This window comes from Streptomyces sp. NPDC007905 (assembly GCF_042959345.1).
GTDB lineage: Bacteria > Actinomycetota > Actinomycetes > Streptomycetales > Streptomycetaceae > Streptomyces.
Window position 1 is genome coordinate 55014 of sequence record NZ_JBIBKS010000023.1, and the last position, 14133, is coordinate 69146.

The 14133-nt window shown below is 68.8% G+C and carries 18 protein-coding genes; 17 read left to right on the plus strand and 1 reads right to left on the minus strand.

All coding sequences use genetic code 11. The features are described from left to right. Nucleotides 1-15 precede the first annotated feature (15 nt). The 10 genes from ACFZDC_RS32945 to ACFZDC_RS32990 all read left to right on the plus strand — a co-directional run bounded on the left by ACFZDC_RS32945 (nucleotide 16) and on the right by ACFZDC_RS32990 (nucleotide 4920). Nucleotides 16-336 carry a hypothetical protein gene (locus ACFZDC_RS32945; RefSeq protein WP_391329499.1) on the plus strand — a complete coding sequence of 107 codons (321 nt, stop codon included), beginning with the start codon at nucleotides 16-18 and terminating at the stop codon, nucleotides 334-336. Between the two features lie 90 nt (nucleotides 337-426). Then, a complete protein-coding gene (locus ACFZDC_RS32950; protein ID WP_391329501.1) occupies nucleotides 427-1104 on the plus strand; it encodes a diguanylate cyclase in 678 nt (225 codons plus the stop codon). Beyond that, entirely contained in the window at nucleotides 1101-1544 is a 444-nt protein-coding gene (locus tag ACFZDC_RS32955; RefSeq protein ID WP_391329502.1) for a hypothetical protein, read from the plus strand. The genes ACFZDC_RS32950 and ACFZDC_RS32955 overlap by 4 nt, the downstream gene beginning before the upstream one ends. Then, nucleotides 1541-1822, plus strand: a complete 282-nt coding sequence (locus ACFZDC_RS32960; RefSeq protein WP_391329504.1) for a hypothetical protein — start codon at nucleotides 1541-1543, stop codon at nucleotides 1820-1822. Before ACFZDC_RS32955 ends, ACFZDC_RS32960 begins: the two co-directional genes overlap by 4 nt. Before the next feature lie 21 nt (nucleotides 1823-1843). Continuing rightward, nucleotides 1844-2017 carry a hypothetical protein gene (locus ACFZDC_RS32965; protein ID WP_391329505.1) on the plus strand — a complete coding sequence of 58 codons (174 nt, stop codon included), beginning with the start codon at nucleotides 1844-1846 and terminating at the stop codon, nucleotides 2015-2017. 12 nt (nucleotides 2018-2029) lie between these two features. Then, nucleotides 2030-2914 (plus strand): histone-like nucleoid-structuring protein Lsr2, encoded by an 885-nt coding sequence (locus ACFZDC_RS32970; RefSeq protein WP_391329507.1) that lies wholly within the window; start codon nucleotides 2030-2032, stop codon nucleotides 2912-2914. Continuing rightward, nucleotides 2914-3657 (plus strand): hypothetical protein, encoded by a 744-nt coding sequence (locus ACFZDC_RS32975; protein WP_391329509.1) that lies wholly within the window; start codon nucleotides 2914-2916, stop codon nucleotides 3655-3657. The genes ACFZDC_RS32970 and ACFZDC_RS32975 overlap by 1 nt, the downstream gene beginning before the upstream one ends. A gap of 32 nt (nucleotides 3658-3689) precedes the next feature. Next, nucleotides 3690-3866: a hypothetical protein gene (locus ACFZDC_RS32980; RefSeq protein ID WP_391329510.1), complete on the plus strand. Its 177-nt coding sequence runs from the start codon at nucleotides 3690-3692 to the stop codon at nucleotides 3864-3866. A 92-nt stretch (nucleotides 3867-3958) separates the two neighbouring features. Beyond that, a complete protein-coding gene (locus ACFZDC_RS32985) occupies nucleotides 3959-4243 on the plus strand; it encodes a hypothetical protein (protein WP_391329512.1) in 285 nt (94 codons plus the stop codon). 59 nt (nucleotides 4244-4302) lie between these two features. Beyond that, entirely contained in the window at nucleotides 4303-4920 is a 618-nt protein-coding gene (locus ACFZDC_RS32990; protein WP_391329629.1) for a site-specific integrase, read from the plus strand. A 95-nt stretch (nucleotides 4921-5015) separates the two neighbouring features. Here the strand turns inward: ACFZDC_RS32990 and ACFZDC_RS32995 are convergent, their stop codons facing one another. Continuing rightward, complete coding sequence (locus ACFZDC_RS32995; RefSeq protein WP_391329514.1) at nucleotides 5016-6848, minus strand: hypothetical protein; 1833 nt, start codon at nucleotides 6846-6848, stop codon at nucleotides 5016-5018. A 580-nt stretch (nucleotides 6849-7428) separates the two neighbouring features. Here ACFZDC_RS32995 and ACFZDC_RS33000 point away from each other — a divergent pair. The 7 genes from ACFZDC_RS33000 to ACFZDC_RS33030 all read left to right on the plus strand — a co-directional run bounded on the left by ACFZDC_RS33000 (nucleotide 7429) and on the right by ACFZDC_RS33030 (nucleotide 14093). Next, nucleotides 7429-7665: a hypothetical protein gene (locus ACFZDC_RS33000; RefSeq protein ID WP_391329516.1), complete on the plus strand. Its 237-nt coding sequence runs from the start codon at nucleotides 7429-7431 to the stop codon at nucleotides 7663-7665. Nucleotides 7666-7746: 81 nt separating this feature from the next. Next, nucleotides 7747-9204 (plus strand): recombinase XerD, encoded by a 1458-nt coding sequence (locus ACFZDC_RS33005; protein WP_391329518.1) that lies wholly within the window; start codon nucleotides 7747-7749, stop codon nucleotides 9202-9204. Next, on the plus strand, nucleotides 9204-9632 hold the full coding sequence (locus tag ACFZDC_RS33010; protein ID WP_391329520.1) for a hypothetical protein: 429 nt from the start codon (nucleotides 9204-9206) through the stop codon (nucleotides 9630-9632). The genes ACFZDC_RS33005 and ACFZDC_RS33010 overlap by 1 nt, the downstream gene beginning before the upstream one ends. Nucleotides 9633-9667: 35 nt before the next feature. After that, nucleotides 9668-11164, plus strand: coding sequence for a hypothetical protein (locus ACFZDC_RS33015; protein ID WP_391329522.1), 1497 nt, complete (start codon nucleotides 9668-9670; stop codon nucleotides 11162-11164). Then, the gene (locus ACFZDC_RS33020; protein ID WP_391329524.1) at nucleotides 11161-11358 is read left to right on the plus strand and encodes a hypothetical protein; all 198 of its coding nucleotides are present in this window, start codon (nucleotides 11161-11163) and stop codon (nucleotides 11356-11358) included. Before ACFZDC_RS33015 ends, ACFZDC_RS33020 begins: the two co-directional genes overlap by 4 nt. Before the next feature lie 69 nt (nucleotides 11359-11427). After that, complete coding sequence (locus tag ACFZDC_RS33025) at nucleotides 11428-13692, plus strand: hypothetical protein (RefSeq protein ID WP_391329526.1); 2265 nt, start codon at nucleotides 11428-11430, stop codon at nucleotides 13690-13692. Then, a complete protein-coding gene (locus ACFZDC_RS33030; RefSeq protein ID WP_391329528.1) occupies nucleotides 13692-14093 on the plus strand; it encodes a hypothetical protein in 402 nt (133 codons plus the stop codon). Before ACFZDC_RS33025 ends, ACFZDC_RS33030 begins: the two co-directional genes overlap by 1 nt. The last annotated feature ends 40 nt before the right edge of the window (nucleotides 14094-14133 follow it).

A 14133-nucleotide genomic window follows, 5' to 3' on the forward strand; every position in this document is an offset into this window, starting at 1 on the left:
GAGCAATGAGAGGAGATGGACGTCATGGGCCTGCCCGTTTACGAGGTCGACGTCCCGACAAGGAGCACCACCCAGCCCGGTCTGGAAGGCGTGCACGTCTTCACCGGCCAGGCCGACAGCCGCAGCGCCGCCGTACGGATCGCGCACGAGGTCTATGACGCGGCACGCGCCGCGCGCGAGGCCGGCTGCGAGATCCCCCACGACCGGCCGGACGGCTGGGGCGCCTGCGGCTACCGGCCCGGCTGGGAGCTCGACTGGCGCGCGGCGACCGCCGGCCAATGGAACAACCCGTACAGCTGGCTCCGCGTCGCCGACGACGGCGACTTCGAGCTGTAGCTCCGCCCCGGGACGGACGACAAGCGTCCAAACCAACCGCCCGTCCCGGGCCCATCCCATCCCGCACAAGACGAGAGGGAGATCCTCAGTATGGACTCCGTCCTGCGCTTACAGGGCCGGATCGGCCAGCGCACCCTCCTTTTGACCACCGCCGCGCTGCCGCTGACCGGCTGGACGGTGCACGCCGTCACGCTGCACCGGCGGCTCGCCGCCGCCAAGCGCGACCCGCTCACCGGGCTGCTGCGGCGCGACGCGTGCACAGCCCGGGCCCGGCAGATCCTGCGCCGTCACCGCGACGACGTGTGCGTGGTCCTGGTCGACGCCGACCACTTCAAGGACATCAACGACACGATGGGCCACCCGGCCGGGGACGCCGTCCTCACGGCGATCGCCGCCCGGCTCGCCGCATGGGCGGGCCCGCGCGCTGCCGTAGGCCGCCTCGGTGGCGATGAGTTTGCGATCGTCCTGGAGTTGCCCGCCGCCCGCCGTGAGGTCCGCCTCGCGCAGCTGGTCCGCATGCTGCGTACGCCGGTCACCCTGGACGACGGCCAGGTGGTGAACGTCGCCGCCTCGGTCGGCGCCGCGACCTGCGACATCGTCGGCACCCGCGACCTGTCCATGTTGCAGCGCGCGGCCGATGCCGCTCTTTACGACGGCAAGCACTCCGGTCGCGCCGCCATCGCCACCGCCGCGCACGCCACGGTGCCGTCCGTCAACGGGCGCCGGGCCGGCCGCCCGGGCACGAGCCTGTGGGGGCGAGCCGCATGAGCCTCGTGACCCTGCCCGCGGGCGACTGGATCCGCGGCATCACGATCCGCCAGCCGTACGCCACCTGCATCCTCGCCGGGAAGAGCCCGGAGAACAGGCCGGTGCACTGGCCGTGGCAAGGCTGGGTCCTCATCCACGCCGGAAAGAAGAAGCCGGAGCCCGCCGTGCTGCGTGACCCGCTGGTCGCCACCGCGATCCGCGGCCGCGAACTGCACCTCGGTTCGGTCATCGGCGTCGCCCGGCTCACCGGCTGCCACCTGGATCAGGGGCCGAAGCGGTGCACCAGCCCCTGGGCGGAGCGCGGCGCGCACCACCTGGTCCTCGAGGACGTCCAGGAGCTCGCCCTGCCCGTGCCCGCTACGGGCGCGCTTCCGGCCTGGAAGCCGACGCCGGACCTGCTGGCGCAGGTGTTCCAGCAGCTGCCCGACTTCCGGCCGTGACCCGCCCCCCGCGAGGCAAGAAGCCGCTGTTCGAGCCGGGCTTGGTACCGGCTCCCGGCGCTCTCCTCGAATGGCGCGACAGCCAGCACTACGACCGCTGGCAGGACCGCCCCTGCGTGCTGTGCGACAAGCCCACGCCCTTGCGCTCCCACTACGGGGAGCCCGTGCACAAGGCGTGCGCTGAGGACTGGATCGCCGCGAACCCCGTTGAGGCCCGCCTCGGCAGGTTCGCCTCCGACGTCCAGTCCAAACGCCGGCGCGACGACGACCACGCCTGAACCCCTCCGCCTGGAGGCCCCGTGAGTAACACCCAACGCGACGTCGACCACGCCCTCGCCTACCCCGAGCCGCCCGCCTCCCCGCTGTGGCACTGCCACGGCGCGAAGGCCCGGCCGCTCACTCCAGCTCAACAGAAGCGCAACCGCGAGCTGCTGGACATCGCCCTGCGTAAGCCCCGCACCAGGGCCGCGTAGGAGGGCCTGGCCGTGTTCACCGACATGAAAGAGGCCCTCGCAGCCGAGGACCTCGAGCTCACCCCGCTCGGCAGCGACCAGAGCGCCGCCGCCTCCCTGGTGGTCGCCCACCACGCCCGCGACAAGGCCGACCTCGCCGACCTGCTGGGCGCGCTCGGTCTGCCCTGCGACGAAGACGACCTCGTCCGCTTGCTCCACCACCTCACCACCGCCGACACCCCGACGACTGGAGCCCAGATGCCCGTCAACGCCTTCACCGCCACCGCCGTCTCCATGCTGAACAACGGCGACAGCCCTGAGCACGTCCGCGAGACCCTCGGTCTGTCGGAGGACGAACTCGCTGACGCCGTCCAGCACGCCAAGATCGCCGACGCCGTCCAGCACACCGGACTGCCCGCCGATACGGACACCAAGGACAGCACCGGTACCCCGGAGACGGTCGCCGCGGCGCCCGACAGCACGATGGACACCGACGGCATCGGGGCCCTGCTCGCGTGGGCGGAGAACCACCAGGCCGCCAGCATCCGCAACCGGGCCGCTCGCGTCCGAAGCGACCTCACCGAGCTGACCGAGCGCCGGACCGCCGACGCCGCCCAGCGGGAGGCAGAGGAGCGCGTCGCCAAGGCCAAGGCCGAACTGGAAGCCGCGCAGGCGCAGCTGCGTGAGGTGAAGGCCGGCGGCCGCGCCGCCACGGTGGCACAGGACGTCACGCCCCTGGCTCCCGCCCCGGCCCCGAAGGCCCCGACCGGCAAGCGCAGCAAGCAGGAGCTGGCCGCGATCCGGACGTGGGCGCGCGCCAACGGCTACCAGGTCGCCGACAAGGGCAACCCGGCCAAGACCGTCCTGGACGCCTATGACGCCGCCCACCGCACCAACGCTCTGGCGGTGGCGGGCTGATGGACGCCATCCCGTTCGTGCTGGACGGCTACCTGGCCGCTGAACCTGAGCCCGGCGACCGTGAAGGCACTGTCTCCTGGCGGCTGAGCTGCTCCGCCGGGACTGACCACCTGGTGGAAGAAGCGGTCATCCCCTGCACCACCATGGAGCCGGAGATCGCACACTCCCTGCTCACCGAGCGGCAGCCCGGTGACCTGCTGCGCGTCATCGGTCACCTCAACCTCCCGGACACCGCCGACGGCGTCATCCGGCTGCACGCCGAAAGCCTCGAAGTGCTCTGGGCAGCCCCGCTGCTGGACGCCGACGGGGATGACGCAGACACCGCGACGGACGTGGACGCGGACCGCAACAGGGCGATCGCGGCTCTCGCCGAAGCCCTCACCGGCTTCGGACAGGTCGCCCCCGGCGCGGGGCCCAGCATCCGCATCGACATCAGCCCGACCGAGGCCCTCGGCTCGGGCCTGGAGCACTGCCACAGCTTCGACATCACCCCGGACATGGCCCACCGGCTCGCCGACTACGTCGACGCCATGAGCTGCTACCTGGACAGCGAACGCCCCGACGGCCTCGTCCTGGACCCGGAGACCATCGCGGACCTGACCGAGCTGTTCGAGGACATCGACCTGATCGGCCTCACCAACACGGTCCTCAACGCGACCCGGCCCGAGCACCGACCCGCCGTCACCCGCGCGATGGACGACATGTTCGGCGACGCCCCCGCCCCTGAGGACACCGACCCCTGACCACCCACCACGCCCCAAGGGAGGCGACCTTGATGTCCACCCAGCCCCAGCGCACCGTCCTGGAACGGTTCCCCGCCGGAGGCCCCCGCGGCTCCTGGCCGGCCGAAGAGTACGCCGCCGCGCGGCGCGCCCAGGGCACCAACGCCCAGGTCGTGATGGACCTGCCCAGCGACCAGTTCCTCGTGGTCACCGACACCACCACCCAGTAGCACCACCCCGGAGCTCCGCGCCCGCCCTTCCCGGCCGGGCGCGGAGCTCCACACATCCCGCCCTTCCACCACCAAGCAGGAGGCTCTCCCCCTTGCGCCCGATCCGTCTGACCTCGTTCGGCTACCTGCACCTGCCCACCGGCCCGGACGGCTCCCCCGTCCCGCCCGCCGCCGACCGGATCGAAGACGTCCGTGACCGTCTCCGCGACCCGGCCGCCGCCCGCGACACCCTCGACCTCGACGGCCTCAACCCCCGCGTCCAGGACGTCGTCCTGAACACCCCCGGTGCCCGCGAGCTGCTCGCCAACCTTGCCGACTACGCCGACCTCCCCGCCGGTCCCAGCCGCATCGCCATCGGTTGCGCGGGAGGTCTCTAGCCACAAGCAACTGTTGCTGGGATTTCAGTGACTGTGAGTGGCTGTATGTTCACTCGTTGATGATCGATGAACTTGAGGTGGAAGCCGGTCCGTTGGCGCGGTGGCAGGTGCATTGGTGCGACCCGCGGCGGGAGGTGTCGTGGTACGCCGCCGATCCGGTGCTGGCGGGCCTGCCGACATTGGCGGAGTGGGCGCACGCGCACGGTACGCAGATGGGACAGCCGGTGCTGCTGCGGGCCGATGGTTGGTCGGTGCCGGAGGTCAACGGGTTCTTCGCCTCGGCGCGGATGCGCAACGCGAGCGCTGGCACGCGGAGGAAGTACGCCTTCGCGGTAGCCGTCTGGCTGGGATTCCTTGATGCGGCGGGGCGGGCCTGGCACGACGCCAACGAAGAGGACCTCGCCGGGTTCAAGTTCTGGCGGATGACCGACGAGGCCAACGTTCGGCGCGTGGCCGGCGGGACGGTGCTGGACGACCTGATTGCGATCAGCGCGTTCTACCGCTGGGCTGGGTTCCGGTTCGGAGTGAGCGATCCGGTGGCCCGACGGCAGGTTCCCGGCCCTGACCCGGGCACGGTGACGGAGTCGTTCGAGGCCGGCCCGCACCTCGTACGCGGCAAGGACATGGCAGCCGGCGCCCGTCCGTATGTCCCCGCGGGAGCTGGCCCCGGGTGGTAGCGCGCTGGCCGTGCCTGCGGCGCACTGCTGGCTTTACTGCTTTGTGGTCCGCCGCCGTTGCACCACGCGGGGGCGGACCACATGGGAAGGGCATGTCAGATGGTGTATCGCACGTAACGCTCGCCCTTGAACAGGTAGACGTCCTTTCCGCTGCCGGGGACAGCGCAGCCGGCCTGGAGGTTGTAGGCGAACTCGGTGTCGGCCAGTCGCGGCCAGCCGGTGATGATGTTCTGGACGCCGTTGCGGATCCGTTCGTTGCGGCAGTCGTAGCGCACGTACTTGTCGCCTTTGAACAAGTAGACGTCGGTGGAGCTGCCGGGAACGCTGCAGGCGGCGTCGAGGTTGCTGGTGAAGTTCGTGCCCCTCAGGCCCGGCCAGCCGTCGGAGAGCCTGCCGATGCTGGCCCGCTCGTTGCGGCAGTCGTAGTTGACGTACTGGTCGCCTTTGAACAGGTAGACGTGGGTCGTGCTGCCCGGAATGAGGCAGGCGGCGTCGAGGTTGCTGGTGAAGTTCGTGCCCCTCAGGCCAGGCCAGCCGTCGGAGAGCTTCTTGGTGCCGTAGCCGATGTCCTCGCTGCGGCAGTCGTAGCGGACGTACTGATCGCCTTGGAACAGGTAGACGTCTGTAGCGCTGCCCGGAGCGAGGCAGGCGGCGTCGAGGTTGCGGGTGAACGAGGAGCCGAGCAGCCCGGTCCAGCCGGTGGCGAGGAACTGGAAGCTTCCCTCCGGAGGAGGTCCCGGAGGGGTGTCGCCCGTGTACTTCACGTGCAGGGCGAAGTGGCCCATTCCCGAGGAGCGCGCATTGAACTGCAAGGTCATGCGTCGGCCTTCGGTGTAGTACAGCGCCTTCAGGTCCGATCGGTTGAGGGCGAAGCCGCGGGTGAGGACCATGTCGTCGTGGTTGCGCAGCGCCTCCCAGAACGTCGCCAGGAGGTCCATCGCGACGATCATGTAGCCGAGCATGTCCGCACCAGGGACGAAGTTCAGCGCGAAATCGACCAGACTCAGCGAGTCGACGGCGTCCCCGAGCGCCTTCCCCAGCGCGGTGTACCACGCGTCGTTGGACTGGTCGGCCTCCCAGCATGTGATCATCAAGGCGCTGAGGTTGCCGGTGAAACTGGCGTCGAAGAACGCCATCCTCCCGGTGCCATGTTCGCCGGAGATGGGGTAGTCGTTGTTGCTGGACACCTCGCCTGTCTCGCCGGTGCGGGTGTGGAACTTGTAGTTGTGGGACTGACAGGCCGCGGTCCAGTAGATCTCGTCCCGTCCGCCCCACTGGTCGCCGGCCGCCTGGCGGCAGCGGAACCCGGCCCACTCCAGCTTCGCCCTGAACGGCGTGCTAGATGCCGCCTCATCCGTGGGCGCGCTGCCGTCTGTCTGTTCCTGCGTGGCGGTACCGAACTGCGCGCCGTTGAAGAGGGTCAGGCCGTAGCCGTAGGCATCGGCTGCTTCGCTGAACGCATCTGTCTCCAACTGCTCCCCCGCCAGCAGGCGGGTGCGGTTGACCCACGCGACGTTGGGCTGGTTGGCCGCCAGTTCCCCGACGGCCCGGATGCGCGCAGCGACGTCCTCGGGCGTGAACGGCTCGTCGAGGCCACGCCGCACGACCGCCTGCGGCACCAGCGCCACCGTGCCGGCATCCCGCTGCTCACGGTAGGCCCGCCCCAGCGCCCACACCTCGCCCTCCCCCAGCACACCGATCAGCGGTTCCAGGAACGACTGCTCCCACTCGGTCAGCTCCCGCCCCATCTCCGCGCGCGCCGCAGTGTGCAGCCATACCCCTGTGGCCACATTCGTCTCCGGGTTCTGGCGCCGCTGCCGCCGACGGGACGCGACGGCTGGCGCTCCCGCCAGCATCCGCCGCCATCGGTCCAAGCGCTCCTGCCCGCCCTCGACAGATGCTTGCCACGTGCTGGTGTTGGTCGTCATCTGGTCTCCATCTCAAAGCACTTCAGCCGCAGCACGAAGTCGCGTCGGGCTAACCCGATCCCCCCCAAATCACCCTATGTTCGGACATCTGTGGCATGTCGGTCACCATAGGCCCAAAACACCTCGATGCTGCCCTGGCAAGAACCCCAGTACCTCCCGAACTCATCAACACCACTCATCCGTGGAAGCTCCGTGAGACCGCCGGTGCTGAGGCTGAGGATGGGGCCAGTAAGGTCGCGACTACCGCTCAGCTGGCTGCTGGAATCTCAGGCCATGACCAGGGTCACCGGTAGGGACTCAGCCGCTGGTCATAGGGCGAACCCCCGCTCCAGGGACGATCACGGTGCTAACCGACACCATGATCAATCTCAGGGCCAACGGCTTTGTTGAAGCAACGGTTGGCAATAGGCGAGAGAACGGGAGGCCGGCACCGTGCCAGCGGACTTACCGAACTCCTGGCCCGAGCACTCCGCGGCCGCGGCCGCGAGGTCGAAGTCGAACACCTTCATGTCCATCTGCCGGGCGTCCTGAAGACGCCCGCCGGCCCCAGCGCTGCCAACCCTGAGCAGGAGCCCACCCGATGATTCGTCGCTTCCGCCGCTGCGGCCACGCGCCCGGCGCCCTCACCTCCGAAGACCAGGCCGCCGTCGACCAGTTCCGCGCGCTGCTCGCCGTACTGCGCGACATGGAGACCTGGACGCCAGGCCTCTACAAGGACATCGCCGTACGCGTCGGACCGTTCGTGGACCGGGCCCACCCCCGCCCGGGAGACGACCACGGCCCCGATTATGCAAAGGAAGTCCAGATGTCTCAGTAGCGATTCATGAGTGCCATGAGGCCCCAGGCGCGGCTGTTAGCTTCCTGCTCCCTGGATGTCTCACGATCACGGTGGTACTGGGTGGACTACTTCTTTGTCTCACGCAGCAAGGTGCGCCGCTTCTACGAGGCGCCTCCCGGCGTCGACCTCGACGCGATGGCGTACGTGTCTCGGCCGGGTGCGCTGAAAGAGGGCACTCCCTTCTTCTTCGACTCGCAGATGCGCCCGGCGGAGCCACTGGTCTCGTTCTTCCTTGAGATGGCGAAGACCTTGAAGGCGAAGTCGCTGCAGGACTACACGTACGACGCTCTCGACTTGACCGAGTACCTGGAGAACGAACTCGACCCACCGGTCGACCTGTTGTCGGTGATCGAGGAAGACCTCGTGGCGTACCGGGAGGACTGCACCGAGCACCGCGAGTCGCCCGATGCACCGGCGACATGGAAGCGGCGCCGCGCCATGATCAACGGCTTCTACGGGTGGGCCGAAGACCAGAAGCTGATCGACAAGCGCCCGTACTTCCGCCGCCGCAACGGCCGTGACGTGCTGTCCTGGGGTGCGACCACGCAGCTGGACGTGCGTCATCTGACCTGGCGGCAGTGGAACTTCCTCAAGCAGGTGGGGCTGCGCGGCTATCTACCCAACGGCCGCGTGGACCGTGCGTTTCGGGGGCGCTCCCCGCTGCGTAACAGCGCGGCGCCGGAGCTGGCGATCACGACGGGGATGCGGTTGCAGGAGTTCAGCTGTCTGCTGGACATCGAGGTCGGGCCGCCGCGCCGGGATGGTTCCCGGGCGGAGGTGCTGCTGCAGGCGATTGCGAAGTACGGGCTGCCCCGCACGGTGACCGTCCAGGATCCGACGCTGCGGGAGTTGGACATGTACCGGCGCACGGAGAGGGCTGCGCAGATCAGGGCTGCGGCGAAGGCGCTGTGGCGGCGCCGCGAGGAGCTGTTCATCGTCGACGACGTCGACCTTCGGCGGATGAAGCTGCGTGGAAAGCTCGATGGCCGGCGCTGCACTTTCCGCGTCGAGAGTATGAACGCTGACAAGCGCCGCCTTGCCGTCATCGAGGGTGATCACGGACTTGAACCGATGGCTCTGTTCGTCGGCCGTGGCGGCAGGATGCCGACCAGGCAGCGGTGGGAGCAGATATTCGGCGAGGCGCACCTGCGCGCGCTGCGGCTGAGCGAGGAGTACAAGGTCGGCTTCGTCATGCCGCGCGAGGTGCGGATCCACGACACAAGACACACCTTCGCCGTCTACATGCTGCGGTTGCTGACCAAGCTGATCGTCCAGGAGGAAGCCGAGAAGTACCTGGCCGGAGGCCACACCGGCTACCTGACGGACCACATCTCGCGAAACCCCCTGCTGATCCTCCAGGCCCTGTTAGGCCACCGGAGCCCAAGCTCGACTTTGCGATACCTGCGGTACATGCGCGACACCAACGCGCTGGTAGCGAAGGCGATCGCCGAGTGGAACAACCGGGACGCCACGTACGCCGACTACGCAGCCGCGATCGCCGAACAGAGGGCTGCCTGATGCCCCGCCGTGGTGAGCGCAAGCCGCGCGTACGCAGCAGCGCCCCGGAGCCGACGCCCGCCCGGGAGCCGGACCACATCGGGATCCGAACCCTGACCTGGACACGCCGGGGCGTGAAGGCCAGGCGGACCGTGGATCCGGCGAAGTACCGGTGCACAACCCTGGCGGCGCAGCTGGCCGACGAGTGGATCACGTACACCCGTGCCATGGCGCGGACCGATGGCGGCGACGACCTGGCCCAGGCGGTGCGCAGCTTCGCCAAGTTCGTCGACAGGCATCTGCCCACGCTCGGCATGGACCCAGCAGACGTCCGCCTGGACGGCCACGAAGTGGATCTTGTCGAGGTCATTCACGCCTGGGAGGAAGACCTGCGGCAACAGCATGGACTCGGCTCCAACTCCCCCCATGTGAAGACCAACAGCTGCTGACGCTGATCGAGCAGCGCGCGCTGAAAGACCCGGGCATGCCACAGGCGCTGAGACTGCGCTCTCAGGCCCCGCCCGCCTACCCGCCGCAGAAGAGTGAGCCGCTGGACGAGTTCTCCAACGCCGAGCGGATCGCCCTGCGGGACGCGGCTCGTGATGCCGTCCGGGCGCTCGAGGCGCGTCTCGCCCGGGGCCGGGCACTGCTGGCCCGTGGTGTCGATCCCCGCGAGGGCGGGTGGCACGAGCCGGAGAACCTTGTGTGGGCAGCGACCCACCCCTGGCTGCTGATCGTGGAGGTGCTCAAGCCCCAGTTCCCTCAGAACGTGCTGAGCTGGCCGGCACCGGTGAAAGAGCTGCTGCCGACCGGGCCCGACGGCACCCTCCTCAAACGAGGTTTCCGCTATCTCGTTACCGAGCTGAGCGCGCTGCTGTTCCCGACCGAGATGGACCTCCAGGCGTTCCGGGTGCTTCTGCTGCTGGGCATGAGCGATACGAGTCCGGAAGAACTCCACGACCTGAAACTGTCCGACATCGAGTTCACCGACGGCGGCGTGCGCCTGGTCCAGCGTAAAGGCCGTGCCCAACGGGTCCGCGCAGACCTGCACCCCGACCCCGGCCCAGAGGAGGAGACGGCGACGGAGTTCGCCGGGGACGGAGCCTGGGGCGTGACGGGCCTGCTGCGCCGACTCCTTGCAGCCACCGAGCTGTCCCGGAAGGTCTTCCCCGAAGCCGAGCCCTGGCTGTTCCTGGCGGTGGAACGACGCCACAGGGGTGTTCTGGACGCGGAAGTCGCCCAGTTCAAGAACCGCGAACGACGCTTCGGCAGCTGGATCGCCCAGCAGCACGACGCCGCAGGAAAGCCCCTTGATATCTCCAGGCCCTTCGAGATCCGGCGACTGCGTAAGACGACCAAGGTCGTACGTGCGGTCGCACTCGGCGGCACGGTGAGTGATCTGGCGGGAGATGACCACCACGTCGAGGTGTACCGCATGCACTACGCGCACGGCACGACCGCGCACATCCTGGCCGGCCGGGCGATCAACCGGGCCCAGAAGCGGGTCTTCGAGCGCATGAGTGAGGCCGCGCGCCCGGTGCTCGTCACCGAGGAGGCTGAGAAGCATCTGGAGGAACCCAAGGTCGCAGAAGACCTCGGGCTGGACACAGAGCAGGCCAAGGCCATGCGGTCGGGGGAATTGGACATGGGCCTGGTCAACTGCCGCAACCCGTACGCCTCGCCGCACCGCAAGGACACCAAGGCCTGCCACGTCGCACCCGCGATGTGCATGCTGTGCCGCAACGCCGTGGTGTTCACCTCCCAGATCCCGCGCCTTCTGCTCCTGTCCGATCACATCGAACGGATGCGCACGGTCCTGACCCCGCCGCACTGGCAAGCCCTGTGGGGCCGCCAGGCGGCCGCCCTGGCGGAGGTCTTCGAGGAGTGCGCCGACCTCGTGCCCGCCGCACGCCGCGAGATCACCGAACTTGGCCTGCGCCTCGATCTCCCCCTAGGCATGAGGACGGAGTTCGACCGATGACGGCCCGCCCCGCGCCCGCGCCCCTGTCGTCGCTCACCTTCCGGGACGACGAGAATGTCTTCAGCCACGGCGGCTACCAACTCCTCGACGACATCGCGGTGCCGCGGTTCGGCGACACCCGGTGCTGGCCGGCCGACTGCCTCGGCCGCCCGGCCAACCGGAAGCCGTCGGAGTGGCGGTTCGTCTTCCCCTAGGATGACCCGCTGATCAATCTGCAGCTGCGCGAGTACTGCTTCGCCTTGCTCAACCCCTCTCACCCGGTCTTGCGTAAGTCGCTGATCTTCCTGCCCGCCGTGCCGCTTGCCGTCGCCACCATCAATGCGTCGATGCTGGAGATCAGGAAAGTCATGCGCTGGGGCCGCGAACAGGGACTGCCGGCCGACCTCGGCCTGTGGGACCAGGAAGACTGGCACGAGGCGATCGTTCACAAGGCGTCCCAGGTCGAGGGCGCGAAGACCGTCGCCTTCCACGTGACGGCTATCCGCCGCCTGCGCCAGCTCGCCGAGGTCATCACCGGCATCAGCCCCTTCGACGACCCGTGGGGCGACGAGACAGCCGAGGCCATCGGAGCCAAGGAGTACGACGAGGACGTCCCCTGCAAAGACACGCTCGCCACCCCGTCCATCCCGCCCGAGACCTGGTGGCCGCTCCTGCGCGGAGCCTGGACCTACATCCATACCTTCGCCCCGGACATCTTCCGCTGGCGCAACCACTTCGCCCAGCAGAGGGAACCACGGCCCGACACACCGCTTTCCACCAGCGCACGACCGACCCCTGCCGAAAACACCGACACCCTCTTGGAGGAGTGGCTCAGTGCGCCGGGCAACGCGGTGCCGGTCCACGAGGTCGACTACCAGAACACCAAGGCGGGGACGCCTATGTGGACTGCCCTCAGCAAGATGGTCACCAGCGGCAGAACGATGAACATTTTCGGGTCGAACAACACGAGCAGCAGGCCTCAGAAGCGACGAGCCATCGTCCTCGCCGCGATCGGTGAAGGCCGCGTGGCGATTGCCACGGCGGGCGTGGGCCGTGGCAAAGGCTCCACCGCACCGAGCTACATCGCGCCGGGCACCGGACCGGGCGTCACCCAGGAACAACTGGACGATGACGTACGACGGTGGCTGGCCGATCCCTCCACGCTGGTGCCCGTGCACACCACCGACGATCACGGGAAGACGGGAGAACCGATCTGGGCGATGGCCGCCCGCATGATCTGGGGTCCCCCTCCCCTGGGGGCCCACCGGAAGCGGTACGCCAAGAGATTCGACCCACGCCAGCGGACAGGAGCGGCACGCATGCGACTGCTCAGGCAGGCCGTGGCCGCCGGCCGCGGCCTGCCCGTCGATCTGGGCGTTGGAGTGGGCTGGCGCGCCTACCGCCTGGAGTGCCGGGACGCCGCTCACATCCAGCGTGAGGACGGCACGTCGGAGCCGTGGCGAACGCAGATCAGTGCCATAGAGCTCACCTTCGAACTGCACATGCTCAGAGCAGCGGTGTACGTGTTCGTCTCGGCGCTGACCCTGATGCGCGACTCGGAGGTCCAGGAGATTCAGCGCGACGCCGTGCGTACCTACTTCGGCTCCCCAGCCATCGTCTCCCGCAAGACCAAGATGGACCCGGCGCGCCCGGAACTGCACTGGTGGATCATCGAGCCGGTCGCTGAGGCTCTCGCGGTCCTCGAGGAGCTGTCCTGGCACTCCACGCACCTGTTCGTGGCGCTGGCCCCGCCCACCGGAAAACAGACCCACACCGAGCCCGGAATCCAATCCGAGGCCGAGATCGATTTCTTCATCAACGGCGTCAACACCATTGCCCACCAGCACGGCCTGGCCAAAATCCCGCCCGCGCACGTCCGCTCGCACATGTTCCGCAAGACCATGTCGCAGCTCGCCGGACGTGAACCCGACTCGGAGATCGCGCTCGGCCTCCAGCTCAAGCACGCCGCGCGCCGGTCGTTCGCCAACCGCACCACCCAGGCGTACGCACAGATGGACGCGAGCTGGGCCAAGGAGTTCGACACCGAACTGCAGCAGGCCGCCGCCCGCAAACTCGTGGATCTGCTGCGTGGCCGCCGCCAGGGCGAGCGCGTCGCGGTCGGACCCGGCGCCGCCCGGCTCCACGCCGGCCTCGACAAGGTCATCGCCACCATCGACAACGATCCACAGCTACGGGCGCAGATCGCCGACGAACGGGTCGAAGAGGCCCTGCTCGCCGATGAGTTCCCCAACCTCCACCTGGGCACCGTCAACCACTGCATGTTCGACGCCCCGCAGGCCGAGTGCCAGGACGAGCTCCCTGAGGAGCAGCGCGGGCTGGCCCCGCTGATCGGCGCCTGCCAGCCGGCCCGCTGCCGTAATTCGACCATCACCCGTGCCCACGCCCCGTACTGGGTCGCGGAAGAGGACGACCTGACCGCATTGTCCAAGGACCCGCGGTTGTCGCCCCCGAACCGCGAGGCGGTCTTTGTCCGACTCGCTGACGTCCAGCGCATCACGCGCGCACTCGAAGAGGAAGGCACCGCCTGATGCCGGTATCCGCAGCGTCCGCCGAGAAACTGAGAGCGGCCATGGCCCGGCTGCTGGCTGGCAAGCCCCTGCACACCGACGGCGCGCTCACCAAGGAGAACCTCGCCCGCGAAGCACAGGTCAGCCACGCAACAGTGCACCGCGCCGAAGACGTCCTCGCCGAGTGGGACGCGCAGGTCGTCCGCCCCGTCCTGCGCACACCCGGGGAGGTCCAGCGTGACGAGACGATCGCCGAGCTCCGCAAGCAGCTGCGCGAGGCGAAGGCGCAAGTCGCCGAGAAACAGGGGAAGCTCGATGCCCTCGCCACGGTGACGGCGAACCTCTACGCAGAGAACCTCGCGCTGAAGAAACGGCTCGGACGCAAGGGCGTGGCGGTCTTGCACACCGAAGATCACGAATAGCTGGCCCCGCCCTCTCCGCGTTGCCTGAACCTCCCCTCTC